This is a genomic window from Gordonia effusa NBRC 100432, assembly GCF_000241305.1.
In the GTDB taxonomy this organism is placed as follows: Bacteria; Actinomycetota; Actinomycetes; order Mycobacteriales; family Mycobacteriaceae; genus Gordonia; species Gordonia effusa.
Genome location: NZ_BAEH01000035.1, coordinates 13,726 through 28,931 on the forward strand (window position 1 = coordinate 13,726; position 15,206 = coordinate 28,931).

Annotated in this window: 16 protein-coding genes; 3 read left to right on the forward strand and 13 right to left on the reverse strand. The window is 62.8% G+C overall.

The window, feature by feature from the left end:
• Positions 1–45: 45 nt before the first annotated feature.
• The 5 genes from GOEFS_RS05130 to GOEFS_RS05150 form a co-directional block, all read right to left on the reverse strand.
• Entirely contained in the window at positions 46–1,071 is a 1,026-nt protein-coding gene (locus GOEFS_RS05130) for an LmeA family phospholipid-binding protein (protein ID WP_007316822.1), read from the reverse strand.
• A gap of 45 nt (positions 1,072–1,116) precedes the next feature.
• A complete protein-coding gene (locus GOEFS_RS05135) occupies positions 1,117–1,914 on the reverse strand; it encodes a carbon-nitrogen hydrolase family protein (RefSeq protein ID WP_007316823.1) in 798 nt (265 codons plus the stop codon).
• A gap of 26 nt (positions 1,915–1,940) precedes the next feature.
• Complete coding sequence (locus GOEFS_RS05140; protein ID WP_007316824.1) at positions 1,941–2,642, reverse strand: class I SAM-dependent methyltransferase; 702 nt, start codon at positions 2,640–2,642, stop codon at positions 1,941–1,943.
• Positions 2,643–2,712: 70 nt separating this feature from the next.
• Entirely contained in the window at positions 2,713–3,222 is a 510-nt protein-coding gene (locus GOEFS_RS05145) for a DUF2505 domain-containing protein (RefSeq protein ID WP_007316825.1), read from the reverse strand.
• A gap of 69 nt (positions 3,223–3,291) precedes the next feature.
• Complete coding sequence (locus GOEFS_RS05150; RefSeq protein WP_007316826.1) at positions 3,292–3,783, reverse strand: DUF2505 domain-containing protein; 492 nt, start codon at positions 3,781–3,783, stop codon at positions 3,292–3,294.
• Between the two features lie 105 nt (positions 3,784–3,888).
• Here GOEFS_RS05150 and GOEFS_RS05155 point away from each other — a divergent pair, with 105 nt between their 5' ends.
• Complete coding sequence (locus GOEFS_RS05155) at positions 3,889–4,947, forward strand: UDP-N-acetylmuramate dehydrogenase (protein WP_007316827.1); 1,059 nt, start codon at positions 3,889–3,891, stop codon at positions 4,945–4,947.
• On the opposite strand, the gene GOEFS_RS05160 is transcribed toward GOEFS_RS05155, so the two are convergent.
• The 6 genes from GOEFS_RS05160 to GOEFS_RS05185 all read right to left on the reverse strand — a co-directional run bounded on the left by GOEFS_RS05160 (position 4,948) and on the right by GOEFS_RS05185 (position 9,960).
• The gene (locus tag GOEFS_RS05160) at positions 4,948–6,039 is read right to left on the reverse strand and encodes an alpha/beta fold hydrolase (protein WP_007316828.1); all 1,092 of its coding nucleotides are present in this window, start codon (positions 6,037–6,039) and stop codon (positions 4,948–4,950) included.
• Positions 6,040–6,816: a MerR family transcriptional regulator gene (locus GOEFS_RS05165; protein ID WP_007316829.1), complete on the reverse strand. Its 777-nt coding sequence runs from the start codon at positions 6,814–6,816 to the stop codon at positions 6,040–6,042.
• Positions 6,809–7,132: a DUF2516 family protein gene (locus tag GOEFS_RS05170; protein ID WP_007316830.1), complete on the reverse strand. Its 324-nt coding sequence runs from the start codon at positions 7,130–7,132 to the stop codon at positions 6,809–6,811. Before GOEFS_RS05170 ends, GOEFS_RS05165 begins: the two co-directional genes overlap by 8 nt.
• 110 nt (positions 7,133–7,242) lie before the next feature.
• A complete protein-coding gene (locus tag GOEFS_RS05175; protein ID WP_007316831.1) occupies positions 7,243–7,998 on the reverse strand; it encodes a hypothetical protein in 756 nt (251 codons plus the stop codon).
• A gap of 6 nt (positions 7,999–8,004) precedes the next feature.
• Entirely contained in the window at positions 8,005–8,529 is a 525-nt protein-coding gene (locus tag GOEFS_RS05180; RefSeq protein ID WP_083837243.1) for a helix-turn-helix domain-containing protein, read from the reverse strand.
• 156 nt (positions 8,530–8,685) lie between these two features.
• Positions 8,686–9,960 (reverse strand): DUF445 domain-containing protein, encoded by a 1,275-nt coding sequence (locus GOEFS_RS05185; protein WP_007316833.1) that lies wholly within the window; start codon positions 9,958–9,960, stop codon positions 8,686–8,688.
• A 121-nt stretch (positions 9,961–10,081) separates the two neighbouring features.
• On the opposite strand from GOEFS_RS05185, the gene GOEFS_RS05190 reads away from it, so the two are divergent.
• Positions 10,082–10,867 carry a TetR/AcrR family transcriptional regulator gene (locus tag GOEFS_RS05190; protein WP_007316834.1) on the forward strand — a complete coding sequence of 262 codons (786 nt, stop codon included), beginning with the start codon at positions 10,082–10,084 and terminating at the stop codon, positions 10,865–10,867.
• Between the two features lie 3 nt (positions 10,868–10,870).
• Entirely contained in the window at positions 10,871–11,725 is an 855-nt protein-coding gene (locus GOEFS_RS05195) for a polyphosphate kinase 2 family protein (RefSeq protein WP_007316835.1), read from the forward strand.
• 7 nt (positions 11,726–11,732) lie between these two features.
• Here the strand turns inward: GOEFS_RS05195 and GOEFS_RS05200 are convergent, their stop codons facing one another.
• Entirely contained in the window at positions 11,733–12,203 is a 471-nt protein-coding gene (locus GOEFS_RS05200) for an SRPBCC family protein (protein ID WP_007316836.1), read from the reverse strand.
• A gap of 33 nt (positions 12,204–12,236) precedes the next feature.
• The gene (locus tag GOEFS_RS05205) at positions 12,237–15,194 is read right to left on the reverse strand and encodes an MMPL family transporter (protein WP_245549773.1); all 2,958 of its coding nucleotides are present in this window, start codon (positions 15,192–15,194) and stop codon (positions 12,237–12,239) included.
• Between the last annotated feature and the right edge of the window lie 12 nt (positions 15,195–15,206).

Sequence of the window (15,206 nt, forward strand, 5' to 3'; positions counted from 1 at the left end):
GCAGCAGTTTAGACGCAGGCAACCGATACCCGACGAGCTGAGCGATCAGAACAGGCCGGAGCAGCTTCCGCTCGGGCTCGACACGTTCTGCTTGAGGCTGACATTGTCGCCGGCGACCGCGAATTCCACTCCAGTGTCGGTGACCTTGAGCGTGGTGAACTTCACCGTGTCGAACATCGAATCGAACATCGACTTCGATACCTGATCGACGATGCCTTGGGCAAAGTCGGATGGAATGCCGATGATGGACGCCGCGTTCGCTTCGACCACCTTGAATGAGATCTTGCCGTCGACGACTTCGGGTTTCATCGTGACCGACACCGGAATGGGAATGAAGGCCAGCACGTATGTCGAATCGATCTTTATCGTGCCGGCGGCGGAATTGCCCTCAATCTTGCTGATCTGGGCATTGCTCGTCGAAATTCCGGTGTCACCCGGTGTCGTTGTCGACGACGTGCCGAAGCCACCCGTCTTCGACAACTCCATCACCCGCGCGAACGAGAGCGATCCGTTGCCCGCAATCGATCCGACCTTGGACGTGTCACCTTCCTGCGACAGATTGTCCAGGCGCATATGGAGCTTGGTACTCGCGTGGGCATCATCCTTGGTGTCGACCTGGACAAATGGGATATCACCTGAAATCCATTGCAGCACCATCGGTTTCCCACTCAGCGAGACGTCGGTCTCCGAGCCGGTGAATTCGCTAACCCCTTGCGAGATACAGTCTTTGACTTTATGCCGCGTATAGAGTTCGAAGCTGGCGAATCCAATCACAAGCAGTAGCACCACACCGACACTGACCAGACCGATGATCTTGCCCAGATGCCGCTTAGCAGGTGCTTCGGTGGCCACCGGCGAACCCTCGAACTGACCCGATGGCGGCGGCGTTCCGAACGCTTCACTCGGAGTGTCGAAGCTAGCCGTCGAGCCGACCGGTACGAAGTCATCGTCGGCGGCCTTGGGCATCTGCGAGTACGCACGCGCGGACGGATCGGTGACCGGGGGTGGCAGTTGCGTGGTCTCCGGTGACTTATCGGCGTCGGCGGACTCGTCGCGTGGTTCGTCGGTCATGTTCCGGCGGTTCTCCTCATATGGCGCTGGGTGCGCCGGGGTCGGTCAGCTGATCGGTCTGCGGTTCGCGAGGACCCCGAGCTGCTCACGTGCCTTGGCCACGGTCGACAGGTCCACATCGACTACTACTGTGGCGCCCGTCTCACCGAGGGTCGATACAACGGTACCGAATGGATCTGTGAGCTGACTAAACCCGATCCCCGTTGGAGCCTTGGCCCCGCGTATCTCCTCGTCATCGGGCAGGGCCTGGCCGACCGCGGCCACATACGACGCGCAGTCCAGTGCGCGGGCGGTGGCAAGAGTCTGCCACTGATGCAGTTTGCCCGGTCCCGAACCCCACGACGTCGGGACGACGATCAACTCGGACCCACGTGCGGCAAGGGCCACGAATTGATCCGGAAAGCGCAGGTCGTAGCAGGTAGCCATACCTACGGTGTGTCCTTCGACCTCGACGGTGACCAGTTGATCACCCGGCGCGACCGTGGAGGATTCGGCAAAACCGAACGCGTCGTAGAGGTGAATCTTGTGGTACCCGGTGCGAGTGCCGTCGGGGCCGGTGATCAGCAGGGTATTGAACACCCGGCCATCGTCTGCCGGCGTGAACATCCCGGCGATGATGGTCAGGCGGTGACGAGATGCGAGGTCGGCTACCGCGCTGGCCCACGGGCCGTCGAGCGGCTCGGCGATCGGGTGGAGCGGAACCCCGAACCGGCACATCGTCGCTTCTGGAAAAACAACGAGGTTGGCCCCCTGAGCTGCGGCTTCCTCAACTTCGCCAGTCAGCGTCGTCAGGTTTGCGGCCGGATCGGCGCCGCTGGAGATCTGAGCCAAAGCGAGACGCATGTCATTCACCCTAACTCGACGTCCGGTCATCTCCCCGGGGCGACGACATCCCAGGGCACGGTCAGAATGTTGTCCCGGGTGGTGCGCCGGCCCGTCTCGACCGGCACGCCAGCGGCCCGTAGCAGTCGAGTCGCCTCACGCCAACGAATCCGCTGTCCGAATGACGCGTGCGAGGCAGCCATCTCCCAGCACCGGTCGGCCTCGGTGAGCAATTGGTGAATACGTTCGCCGGGGACATTGCGGTGAATGAGTGCCTTCGGCAGTCGCGGCGCGAGTTCGGACGGATAACCGGTGTGTTCGGGCGCCCAGCTCAGGGTGAGGGTCCGCGGACCGTCGGCGTCGAGCAGAATCCAGCAGCATCGTCGCCCGATCTCGTCGCAGGTCCCCTCGACAATGACACCGCCCGGGGCGAGTGCGTCGCGCATCTGCTGCCACGCACCGGCGACCTCGGCCTCGTCGTACTGCCGCAACACATTGAAGGCACGTACCAATTGCGGTCGCAGACCGGCCAATTCGAATCCGCCGACCGCGAATTCGACATCCCCGACGTCGGGGACCACGCGGTCGGGGTCAATCTCCAGCCCAGTCAGCCGCAGCGTCGGGTGATTGACGCGTAACCGCGCGGCCATTTCGACGGCCGTGTCGGGACGACCGCCATAACCCAGATCGACGGCCATCGGTATCGAGACCGAGTTCAACGCGGCGGCCACCGCCGGACTCGACGCCATCCACCGATCTACTCGCCGGAGCCGGTTGATATTGGTGGTGCCGCGGGTGATGCGCCCCGAAGGGCGAATCTCAGAGATTCTTCTTGATCCAGTCCGCGGCGTATTCGGCCTCGGCGCGGAACAGGTCGACGAGGTTGACCAACATCATCTGTTCGAGTTTGCCGTTGATGAACGGAATGAACACCTTGACCTCGGAGGTCTTACGGATGGTGCATCCGGTCTCGGTGGGAAACAATTCCTGCCACCCGTTGAGACTGCCCGGCCCGGCCGGAATCGAGGCGTCGTAGGTGCCGGTGGTCTTTTCCGGGTTGAAGGCCCCGAAACTCTCCTCGCGAGTGATGACCATATCTTTCATCAACACGGTCTGTGCCAACGGCGGCAGCTGATCGCGGCCGATGGTCTGCTTGAGCACCACCCGCATACCGGCGTCGCCGGACTCGAATTCCGCGACCTCGCAATGCGGCGAAATCATCTGGAATCCGGCCATCATGTCTTCCCAGTACTGCCGACTGCTCTGCGCAGCGTAGAGCTTTTCCACCGGATGCTTATAGCGTGCTGAATAGCTGAGCCGTCGTGCCATAAGCGTCAGGCTACCGTTCGTGATTCACCTAAAACCAATTGACACGGGTCTTTTCGCCCATATCAACCCTCAGCGGTGAGCTTGCTCCCATTCGACGGTGTGTTCCTGTTCGGCGTCGAGCAGCACGATGAGCTGCTCGAGGATGGCTTTTTCCACCTTCCCACCGACGAACGGAATGTTGACGTTTACCGTCCCGGTGTATCGCGTCGTCGCCTGCGGCTCACCCGACGTCGTCTGCTTGCCGTCGACCTTGGCCGGCGCTCCGTCGACCGTTGCTGTCAATTCACCGACGATGGTGTCACCCTGGCGTCGCAGGACGGACTGACGCGGAATATGCAGGTCGCCGGGACGGATCTTGGTCACCATCGACGGCAGCTTGTCCGCGGGGACGGTCTGCGTCATCGTGACCGTCACCGTATCGCCGTCATGGACAAAAGAGTCGAGCGCGCCATGACCGATCGCTTCAAGCAGGTCGTGCCAGTACTGTTCGGTGGACACCACGGTCCACAACCGTTCGGTGGAAAAGGGATAGCTGACCGAGTGCTCCAAGGTGCTCGCCATAGACGTAATCCCATCACATCTGCCGGCACCGCGCGGGTTCAACTCTCGGTGTTCGCGCAGAGCGCACCGACGATCGGCGGGCCACACCCCGCGCGCTAGCCTCTGGTGGTGAGTTCTCTTCGTCTGGCCGACCTGACCACGCTGCGCCTCGGCGGCCCGGTCGGATCATTACTGCGCGCGACGACCACCCCCGACATCGTGTCGGCACTTGCCGACGCCGATGCCGCCGGAACCGACGTCCTCGTCGTCGGCGGTGGGTCCAACCTCATCGTCGCCGACGACGGCTTTGCCGGCACCGTCGTCGTCATTGCCACCACCGGTCTGGAGTTCGGCTCCGATGCCGGGCGCCCTTTCGTCCGAGCCGATGCCGGAAAGCCATGGGACTCAGTGGTTTCCGAGACAATCGAGGCCGGTTTCGGTGGGCTGGAATGCCTTTCGGGGATTCCCGGATCGGCCGGCGCGACGCCAGTTCAGAATGTCGGGGCATATGGTGTGGAGATCGCCGACTTGCTGCGCGAGGTCACACTGTACGACCGGACGTCGGGGACCACGTCCACCGTGGGGCCCGATGCCTTGCGGCTGGGCTACCGGACCAGCAACCTCAAACATCGCGCGGATCGGATCGTGACGTCGGTGTCGTTGTGGCTCAACGACAATGACCGCTCACAGCCGCTACGCTACCGCGAACTCGCGAACGCTATGGGAGTGGGCGAAGGCGACTGGACCTCGGCCCGCGCGGTACGCGATCAGGTGTTGAGTCTGCGCCGGGGCAAGGGCATGGTCTTAGACCCCGACGACCACGACACCTGGAGTGCCGGTTCGTTTTTCACCAATCCCATTGTGCCGGCCGACGAGGCCACCGCGGTCTTCGCTCGTATCCACCGGCGAATCGGTGACGATATCACCATTCCGCGCTATCCGGCCGACGACGGCGTCAAACTGTCGGCGGGCTGGCTTATCGAACGCTCTGGCTTCTCCCGCGGCTACCCCGGCCCGGAGTCACCAGTCCGGTTGTCGACGAAACACACTCTGGCACTGACGAATCGGGGCACCGCGACCACCGAGGAATTGCTCGACCTCGCGCGCGACGTACGCGACGGAGTACATCGCGCATTCGGCGTTCGGCTCACACCCGAGCCGGTACTGGTCGGGTGTGAACTCTAGCTACGACGCCAGTTCTGCGGAGTTATCGGCCAGCACGGCATCGAGCAGCTTGTTGAATTTTTCGCCCGCTTCGATACTCGACATGTGACCGACGCTATCCCACACCACGTAGTCGTGCAGGAATCCGTTGCGCCGCAACCGGTTCGCGATCAGATCTGACTGCAACGGCGGGAGCAACTTGTCTTCTGTCCCGATCACAACGGTGGTCGGTACGGTGAGCGCGTCCACCGCCGAAGCGGCGTCGAGTTTTGCCAGCGCGGATCCGCAGGACGCACGGCCGACTCGATCGCAGCTACTGACCATCTCTTCGACGAATTCGACGTGGGCGGCTCGCGCCTTGTCCCGCATCGAGATGTACTGGCCGATCTTCGCGCTGGCAGCCGTCCGCGGTGTCGGCGCCGGGGTCGAGGCGACGAGATATGCCGCGAGTACGCGGAAGGGCTCACCGAATCTCGGCATGGTCGACGGCGCGATCTGCATATTGCTGAGAATCTTCTCCGATGCCGTCGACACCAGGAAGATATGCGAAACCTGTTCTGCGACTTGGTCGGGGAATTGCTGGGCCCAGGCCTGAATGGTCATGCCACCCATGCTGTGTCCCATCACCACCGCCTTGCGACCAACCGGCAACACGGCGCCGAGGACCGCGTTGAGGTCGCGGCCAATCAGTTCAGCGCTGGTGCGCTCATGTCCCAACGTGCTGTCGCCATGACCGCGCTGATCGTAGGCGACGATGGTGCGCCCCGGATCGGTCGCGAGCAGGTGATTGATCTGAGGTAGCCAGTAGTCGGTATTACAGGTCCAGCCATGCACCATCACGACGATATCGCCGGTGCTCTCCGCGGGATCGGGACCATAGGTCAACACGTTGAGGGCCGCGCCGTCGGCGATGGTCACCGTCGAACGCCGCGGCGCGACGGTTGGCTTGGCCAGCAACGGATCCGGGCCGTCGTCAATGGCGGTGTAGGTCAGGGCCGCCCGCACCATGCTGCCCAGCACGGTGACCACACCGGCCGCGGCCACTCCGACTCCCAGTGCGGCGGCACCACCGGCAATTAAGCCAACGTTTTTGATCTTCACTGACTTTGCCACTTATTCACCACTTTCTTTGGCCGTCGAGTCGGGCGACTCATCGGCGGACGACTCGTCGGGCGACGCTTCGAAATACTTGGAGGCAGTCCCGATTGCCTGGGAGATCTCCTTGTCCAGCGCCTTGCTGAAGGTGGTCTCCACGATCTCGTGCGCCATCGGCCGCACGGTCTGAATCAGTTCGGCGACCTTGGCGATCTCAACGTCGCTCATATTGGGCAGCCGCTCATCGAAGTAGCGGTCGGTGATGATCGAAACGAAACTGTGCGCGACGTCGGCGAGGTCGGCCTGCACCCGTACCCACCGGTCGAGCAGCGCGTCAATGTCGATACCACCGCGTACCAGCGCCTCGGCCCCTTCGAGGAGTTCCGGGTTGCGGATCGCGTACTGCGCACCATCTTTGGCGAGCAGCCCGAGGGTCTGCGAAAGGGCGATCGTCCGGTCGCTCGCGTTGAGTGTCTTACGCAGTTCGGTAATGGTGATCGTCGCAGCGCGGCGCAGACTGCGGAACCGTCCGCCACGCGGCGAACTGCGCAGCACATGCTCGACGGTCATTCCGTAATGCGCGGCATGCAGAAGTTCACTGATCGTCGCGAATGTGTAGCCACGTTCGAGCATGCGCGAAATCAGGTTGAGCCGGACTAGGTGCTCGTCGGAGTACCAGCCGGTGCGGCCCTTGATAATTGGCGCTGGCAACAAGCCGCGGTCCTGATAGACGCGGATATTGCGGACACTGACCCCGGAGACTTGGGCGAGGTCGTTGATTCGGTACTCAGCCATTCTTGCGGAACCAGGACCGTCCCTGGACGCTGTCCACTCGTGGGCGGACGTCAACGAGATAGACGAGCATGACCACTATCCCGGCGACCGCCAGCACGCCGGGCGGGCTTGCGATTGAGAAAAGACCGGTGAAGATCGACGCCGCGGTGAGTAGCGAGACCCAAATGACCTTGGTTTGCCGGTCGACCGCGGGGAACGCGTCCGGTCGCTGGATCGCGGCATGGATCAGCGCGACCACGGATGCCAGAAAGGTCACGATTTGAATCAAGAACAGCACGCCGAACTGCCCGTAACCCATCACCGAAAAAAAGTCCACGACACCTACTCTATCGACTCGTTTGCGCGCCCCGAACGCAGTATTGCCGGGCCGCGCGTGTGCGACCCGGCAATACCGGATGTTTAGCACCCACCCCGGGGCGCCACAGGCTACTTCTTGGGGCCGGCGGCCTTCTTGGCGGGAGCCTTCTTAGCCGGAGCTGCCTTCTTAGCCGGCGCGACCTTCTTGGCGGCGGCCTTCGCGGGCGCGGCCTTCTTGGCAGGAGCCGCCTTCTTGGCGGCCGGCTTGGCCGGCGCGGCCTTCTTGGCGGGGGCGGCCTTCTTGGCGGCCGGCTTGGCCGGTGCCTTGGTGGCCTTCGCATCGGCCGCGGTGTCGGCGACATCGGACGCGACGGCGTCGACCTTGTTGCCAGCCAAGTTGGCGATCTTGGCGGCACGCTCACCGACGGCGCGAGTCTGGTCGGAGATCGACCCGAGCGCATCCTCGGTCAGACCGAGGGCGTCCTGGTAGACCTTCTCCAGCTTGGGCAGGTTCTCTTCGACGAGCGGCTGGGACTTGATCTTCTTCACCACGTCCTCGCCACGCTCGGACAGCGAAGTGAGCAGACCGGCGGCTACCGCGAGGTAGGCCTCAGCGACCTTGCGAAGCTCTTCCGGGCTGAACTTGGCTTTGAGCTCCTCGAGCTCGGCAGGCAGCTCGACGGGCAACGACGAAAGCTTCGCTTTGGCCTCTTCGAAGCGCGCCAGTGCCAGCTCCCAGGTCTCGTCGACCTTGGACTGAGCCAGCTCACGGGTTTCGTCGACCTTGGCCTGCGCCTGGTCACGCGCGCTCTCGCCGCGCTCGCGCAGCTGACCGAGAAGGTCGGTCACCTGGGTCACGGCGCTGCTGAATGGGTTGTCGGTCATGGAAGTTCACTCCTTCGTCGAGTCATTGCTGACTGCGGCTTGCGATGTCTCTGCGGCGGTGAGAGCCGGCCCACTAACGGCGCCGGCCCCTTTGTTTTCGTGCCGGAAGGACTCGTAGACCTCAAGGAGGACCTGTCGTTGACGCTCACTGATCGAAGAGTCGGCGATCAGTGCGTCGCGAACGGGACTCGCGGGACGTTCCTCGAGTATTCCGGCACGGACATACAGCACCTCAGCTGAGACGCGCAGCCCCTTGGCGATCTGCGCCAGCACATCGGCGGAAGGTTTACGCAACCCTCGTTCGATCTGGCTGAGGTACGGATTGCTCACGCCCGCCCGTTCCGCCAACTGGCGAAGCGACACTTGCGCGGCAACACGCTGCGACCGGATGAAGCCACCGATATCCGAAGCGGCGCTTACCACGGCATCCGACGCCGCGGCCGCCACCGCATCCACCGGACCGCTGCTTCTCGCACTCGCCTCGACATCGGTCGACGTGGCCGAAGGCTTGGCTGCGGGAAAATCCGACATCTTCTTCGACTCCATCCTAATTCGGTCATCGCCAGTATCAGCCAGGGTGCTAGCAAATGCAAGCGCTGAGCTAACGTTCCACTCATTCGACGCCGAATGTTGACCATCGGGTCGCCGTCGGTATACGTCCCCGATGCCCGCGACTACTCCGGTTGGTCAGCCAAAGAACAACACCGAAATCGAGTAGATCACCAAACCGGCCAGCGAGCCGACGACAGTGCCGTTGATCCGGATGAACTGAAGGTCGCGGCCGACCTGCAATTCGATCTTGCGACTGGTCTCCTCGGCGTCCCAGCCACGCACCGTCTCGGTGATCACCGAGATGATCTCCTGCGAATAATTCACCGCGACGTGGCGCGCGATGCGCGCGACCCAGCCGTTCATCTTCTGCTGCAGGTCGTGATCGTCGCGAATCCGGGTCGCGACCGCAATCACCGAGTCTGACAAGGTATTTCGCAGGGTGCTATTCGGATCGTCGAGCATCTGCTCGATCACCGCCTTGCCGGTCTTCCACGCCGTCGACGCCGCTCCGGATACCTCGTCGCGACCGACGAGTTCGGTCTTGATCGCCTCGAATCGAGCGATGATTTCCGGGTCGTGCTGCAGTTCGTACGCGAACTGCTCGGCATAGGTATGCATCGCGACGCGCACGTCGTGGTCGGGGTTGGTCTTCACCTTCGCGGTGAACTCCACGAGTTCGCGATGGATCCGATCGCCGACGAGAGCGTTGACGAACTTCGGCGCCCACGCCGGACCGTCTCGGTCGACGACACGATCGATCAAATCCTGGCTGCTGATTGCCCAATCGTGTGCTCTGTCACAGACGAGCTGAATCACCGGTTCCAGCCGGTCTTCGACGATCAACTGCTGCAGGATCCGCCCGACCGGCGGTGCCCATTCCGGCTCGGCCGCCCACCGAATAGCCGACATAATGAGTTGTTCCACGTCCTCGTCGCGCAACATCTCCGATGCCAACGACAGTGCTCGCGACGCTTCGTCGGCAACCCGGGGCGCGTTGACTGGATCGGCCAGCCATCCCGACACTCGGCCGGGCAGATTCAACGCTGTCGCTCGAGATGCGATCAGGTCGGGTGTCATGAAGTTCTCTTCGATAAACCCGCCCAGCTGGTCGCCGATCTGATCCTTCTTCTTACGGATCAGCGCGGTGTGCGGAATTGGCAGGCCCAGGGGCTGTCGAAACAATGCCGTCACCGCGAACCAGTCAGCCAACGCGCCGACCATACCGGCCTCCGACGCCGCGCGCACATAACCGACCCAGGCGGCAACGTCGGCTCCGTCACGGCTCTCCAGCCAGCGCGTGAAGAGATAGACGATCGCCGCGAAGGCCAGAAAGCCGGTGGCGACGAATTTCATCTTGCGCAGGTCGCGTCGGCGCTGTGCGTCGCCATCGGGTGTGCCGAAACCTGACATCCCCGGCGACGACGCCGGGGCTACGGGTAGCGATACGTCGCCGTCGGAAACGGCAGCGCTTGGCGGCAAAGCTCCAGACTGCATGAATCCAGTCTTACCCAAAGCCAACTAGGCTAACCAGGTGCCTCCTAACCGATCCACCCCCGCCGGGGCCGCCCGCGCGGCAGTCGCCGCAGCCGCGAATGTCACCCGCGGCATCGAACAAGCCCTGATCAGCGCCACCGAGGCGTCGAAACCGAGAACCTCCGGACCCGAGAGCGACGGGCGCAAACAGCGGTGGGAGCGACATAAGACACAACGTCGCGAACAGCTGGTCGAAGGCACGATCGACGCGATCTCCAAACTCGGTTCGCATGCCGGGATGGATGAGATCGCCGGGCATATCGGCGTTTCCAAGACCGTCCTCTACCGGTATTTCACCGACAAGGGCGACCTGGCCCGGTCGGTGTCGACGTCGTACTTTCAGAACAAACTGCTCCCCCGGCTCCTCGAAGCGATCGTCGACGACCGGGTGGAGTTCGATCAGACGCGCGGCATCATTTCCGCGTTCGTCACGACCGTCGCGGACGCACCCCAGGTCTATCGCTTCGTCAGTAGCCGCGCCACGTCCGCCTTCGACGAACCCGAAGCGGTGGTCGTCAAACTCATTACGGCTGTGTTGATGGCTCGGCTCACCGCGCGTGAATCCGACGTCCGGGGAGCGGCCATCTGGTCGCACGCGGTGGTCGGCGCGACGCGCAACGTCGTGAACTGGTGGATAGCGGGCGACACCGACTCTTCCGCGGAAGACGTGATCGACTACCTCACCATGCTGCTCTGGAGCGCGGCGGTCGGCGTCACCCAGTTCGACGGATCGCGGGAACGCTTCTTTGCCAACCCACCGCCGCTACCACCGGTAGGCTCCTGAGCCATGGGAAAGTCAGCGTGGACACAGCCGGCCCGAGAATCATTGCGCGCCAACAGGTTGGGACCGATAGCAGCATTCGATCCGGAGTCCACGCCGGGATTCGACGGCGATAAGGCCGACGGCGAAGCGTTACTCGCTGAGCGTGGTGAGCATCTGGCCGATCTGCAGGAACTGCTCTACGCCAACGGGCGGTCGGGAGACCGGCGCTCGGTGCTGCTCATCCTGCAGGGTATGGACACCGCGGGCAAGGGCGGCATCGTTCGCCACGTCGGCGGGTTGGTCGATCCGCAGGGTCTGGCCATCACCGGATTCGGAAAACCCACGCCGGACGAGCTCGCACATGACTTCCTCTGGCGCATCCACAAGGCGCTGCCCGCGGGCGGACGGATCGGCATCTTCGACCGCTCCCACTACGAAGATGTACTGCCGGTGCGCGTACACAACCTCGTGCCGCAGGCGGAATGGGAGACTCGGTACGACCTCATCAATACTTTCGAGCGCGAGCTGACCGAGCAGGGCACCACCGTCATCAAATGCGCGCTGGTGGTATCCAAGGACGAGCAGAAGGCGCGTCTGACCGAACGGCTCGAACGCCCGGACAAGTACTGGAAATTCAATCCCGGTGATATCGACGAACGCGCATACTGGGACGCCTATCTCGAGGCGTACCAGGCGATCTTCGACCGCACCGATACCGATAACGCCCCGTGGTACGTCATCCCGGCGAATCGAAAATGGTTCTCCCGGTTGGCCGTTTGCGAACTCTTGATCCATGCCCTGGGGAGTCTGGACCTCGATTGGCCCGCGGCCGACTTCGACGTCGAGGAACAGAAAGCACGGCTAGCGGCGTCGGAGTAATCCGCCCTTACCGTCCGGCCCGGCGGGTGGCTTCCGCGAGAAGAGCTCGTTGCACAGCGGCGGTGAACGTTTGTTGGAGATCTTCGAACTTTCGCTCGATCAACCACGGCAGTTTGATTTTCAGTTCAGCCGATAACCGGGTCGAAAGTAACGTGCCCCCGTCGCGCTCGCCGACGTCGAACACACTGACTGAACTGCGCAAGACGTTGCTTCGCACAATCGATGTCGTGCAGCCGGTCTCGGTCCACTCGTAGTGAGCCAGCGCGTCGTCCTTGATACCCAGCGCCGACGTCCTAGTCCGGACCAGCGCCGGTGCCCCATCCGCGGTTCGCTCCAGGATCGACGTTTCGGTGCGAATCGTCGGCCACGTCGGCAAATGAGGCCGTAACCATCGATCCAGACCCTCGATATCGCGCAAGATCTCCATCGTCGCCGCCACCGACGCCGGCAGCATCAATTCATGGTGCGAGGTGATCATCGAGGCCTCCTGTATTCGGGTGCGGGATTCGCGCTATTTCGACGACGGCCACCAGCTGTAACGGCCGACGAGCGCGACCATCGCGGGCACGGTAATCGTCCGGACGATGAATGTGTCGATGAGGATGCCGATACCAATGATGAAACCCATCTGCACCATGGTCGACACCGAACCGGCCATCATGCCGAACATCGCGGCGGCGAAGATCATCCCCGCCGAGGTGATGACCGAACCGGTGGCCCGGACGGTCGGCACGACACCGTCGCGCGGTTGGCCAGACGAGTTCTCCCGGAGCCGTGCGACAAACAACATGTTGTAATCCGCTCCGACGGCCACCACCAGGGTGAATGCCATCGCGGGCACGGCCCAGTAGATGTCCTGCCCGCCGATCACGCTGAAGACGAGTACGCCGGCTCCGACCGCGGCAGCATAGGTCGCGATGACCGAAGCCAGGAGATAAAGCGGTGCGACGATCGCACGCAGCAGCACACACATCACCAAAAAAATAACCAGCAAGGTCACCAGAATGATTTCGGTGAAATCGCGTCGAAACATCGATTGCAGATCACTGTTGATAGATGGATATCCGCCAATGGCGACATGGGCTCCGGCAAGACTGGTATTGGGTAACGCCTGATCACCGACCGTCTTCATTTCCCTGGTCAACGACATCGCATCGGCGGAGAAGGGGTTCGCCGTCGACTGAATGAGATATCGGGCAGTCTTTCCGTCGGCCGAGATAAACGCTTTGCTCAACATGCCGAAATCGGGGTTGTCGAGAAGCTGAGACGGCAGATAGAAGCCTGACGCGGAATCACCGGCGGCACTCTTGCCGATAGTCTGCAGATAGGCGGCCAGGGTCGTCATCGCAGCCGTCGCCGACTGCACCTGATCGGCGATCTTGCGTACCCGTTGGGCCATCGCGGCAGTATCGGACAAGTCGAGTCCGGCGTCGGAAAGCGCCGTCGAGAGCTGGGCGACCTTATCGAGCTGACGCTCCGCCTCCGGGATATTCGCGAGCATCGCACGCGCCTTCGTGTACTGGCCGGCCAGGGCCGCGATCGTCGTCTTCATCGAATCTCGACCAGGTGCCGTCGCGAGTGACCGGGTCAGCTCCGATATCTTCGCCAAGGCCCCGCTCCGCTTCAGGTCGCTGACGACGCGAAGTTGAGTTCGGAGCCTTCGGCAGTCCGGGTTTTGGCGGCACAAGGTGGAGTTGAGCGCGGGCAGCACCACGTTTGACGCGGTATCGAGCGCATTCGCGAAGCCAACCAATACAGGTGATAGCTGCGCCAGCTGATCCACCGAGTCGGCCGAGGACTTCAGTGTGTTCACCAGACCCGCGTAGCTATCTAGTTCAGCCGATGCCGACTTCGCCATAGCCAGCATCGAACGGGCACTTGCCAACAGGTCCTCGGTATTTACCCCCTGAGTGGCTGAGCCCATCGATTCGATGAGGTCGGCGACGGCACGCACGCGCTCCATCCGCTGTCGGACCGCGGGCGTAGTCTCGCCCGCCTTCCCCAGTTGGGCGCCCATCTGCGCGATCTGCCAGGCCAACGTCGCCTGCGTGATCTTCTTGCCGTCGGGTCGGGTAATCCCGACCACTCGCTTGATAGTTCGCATCTGCGCGATCCGCCCGGCCATCTGATCGAGGTCCGCCAGTCCCTCCGGCGTGCGCAGGTCCCGATCCGATTCGACGACGACGTACTGCGGAATCATGGTGTCGGACGGGAAGTGTGCGTTCATCAACGCATAGCCCTGCGCGCTCTCAGTGTCCTGCGGCTGCGCCTTGCGATCGTCGTATCCGACGGTGAGGAACGCGGCACAACCGGCAAGCAATCCGAGCACGACCAGGCTGGCCACCAAAGTCTGGGCCGGCCGAGCGACAACCAACTCGCCGACCCGCTGCCAGTACGGGCCAGACTTATCCGCCTTGGCGAGTCCGTGGCCGAAGCGACCGGCGATCGTGAGGACCGCCGGCAGCATTGTGACCGCGGCAAGAAAGCCGATGCCGATCGAGATTGCCACCGCCGGACCAGCCGCTGCGAGAAAGTCCAATTTGGCGGTGAGCTGCGCGAGATTCGCTATCGCGACGGTCGCCGCGGTGGCCAGAATGACTCTCGACATCGACCCGCAGGCATGCGCCAGCGCGTCGGGCTGCGCCATACCCGACCGTAAATTCTCGTGGTAGCGGCTGATCAAGAACACGGTGTAGTTGACACACGCTCCCGACAGAATGGCGATCATCAACGTCGCCGACATCGTCGAAATCGGCAGACCGATCTCGCTGAGCCCAGCGACGACTCCGCGCGCCACCACAATGCTCATGCCCATGACGAGCAGGGGCAGCATTGCCGTGAAGAATGATCGGAAAACGACCAGCAGAATGAAACCGATCAGGATCATGGTGATAGCACCGATGATCTTGACGTCGGCGACACTAGATGTCGCCAAGTCTCCGATCGTCGCTGTTGGTCCGGTGACATAGGCGCTGGTCTGCGAGCCGTCGAAGGTCTGCCGGACGATGTCGGTGGCGACCTGAAGGGACGCCATCGTCTTGGGTGAACCGACCTCGCCCGTTAGCCCGGCGAGCAAGATCCACGCCTTGCCGTCGGGACTCATGACCTGACCACGCACCGCCGCGTTGGAGGCGACCACCGGGTCACCGAGGATGTCCTGCACGAACGCCACGGCGTCCGGACGTCCCTTGAAGCGTTCGACGGTTGCGTTGTAGCGGGCCCGCGCATCTGGAGTCATTCCGTTGGGATTGGACTGAACAACGATCACCGAGTTCAGATTGCCCTTCTCCCCGAATTTCTCCGCCATCGTCAGCATCGACTGAATCGCCGGCGAGTTCGTCGGCATCGGGCTCGCCGCCTTCCGCGAGGCAACATTCTCTATCTGCGGCCAAGCGACGTTCACCACTGCGCCGAGGGCGACCCAGGCAAGGACGACCAAGACGGCGTGCCGGCCGATGAATCTGGCCATGCGCTCGAACTT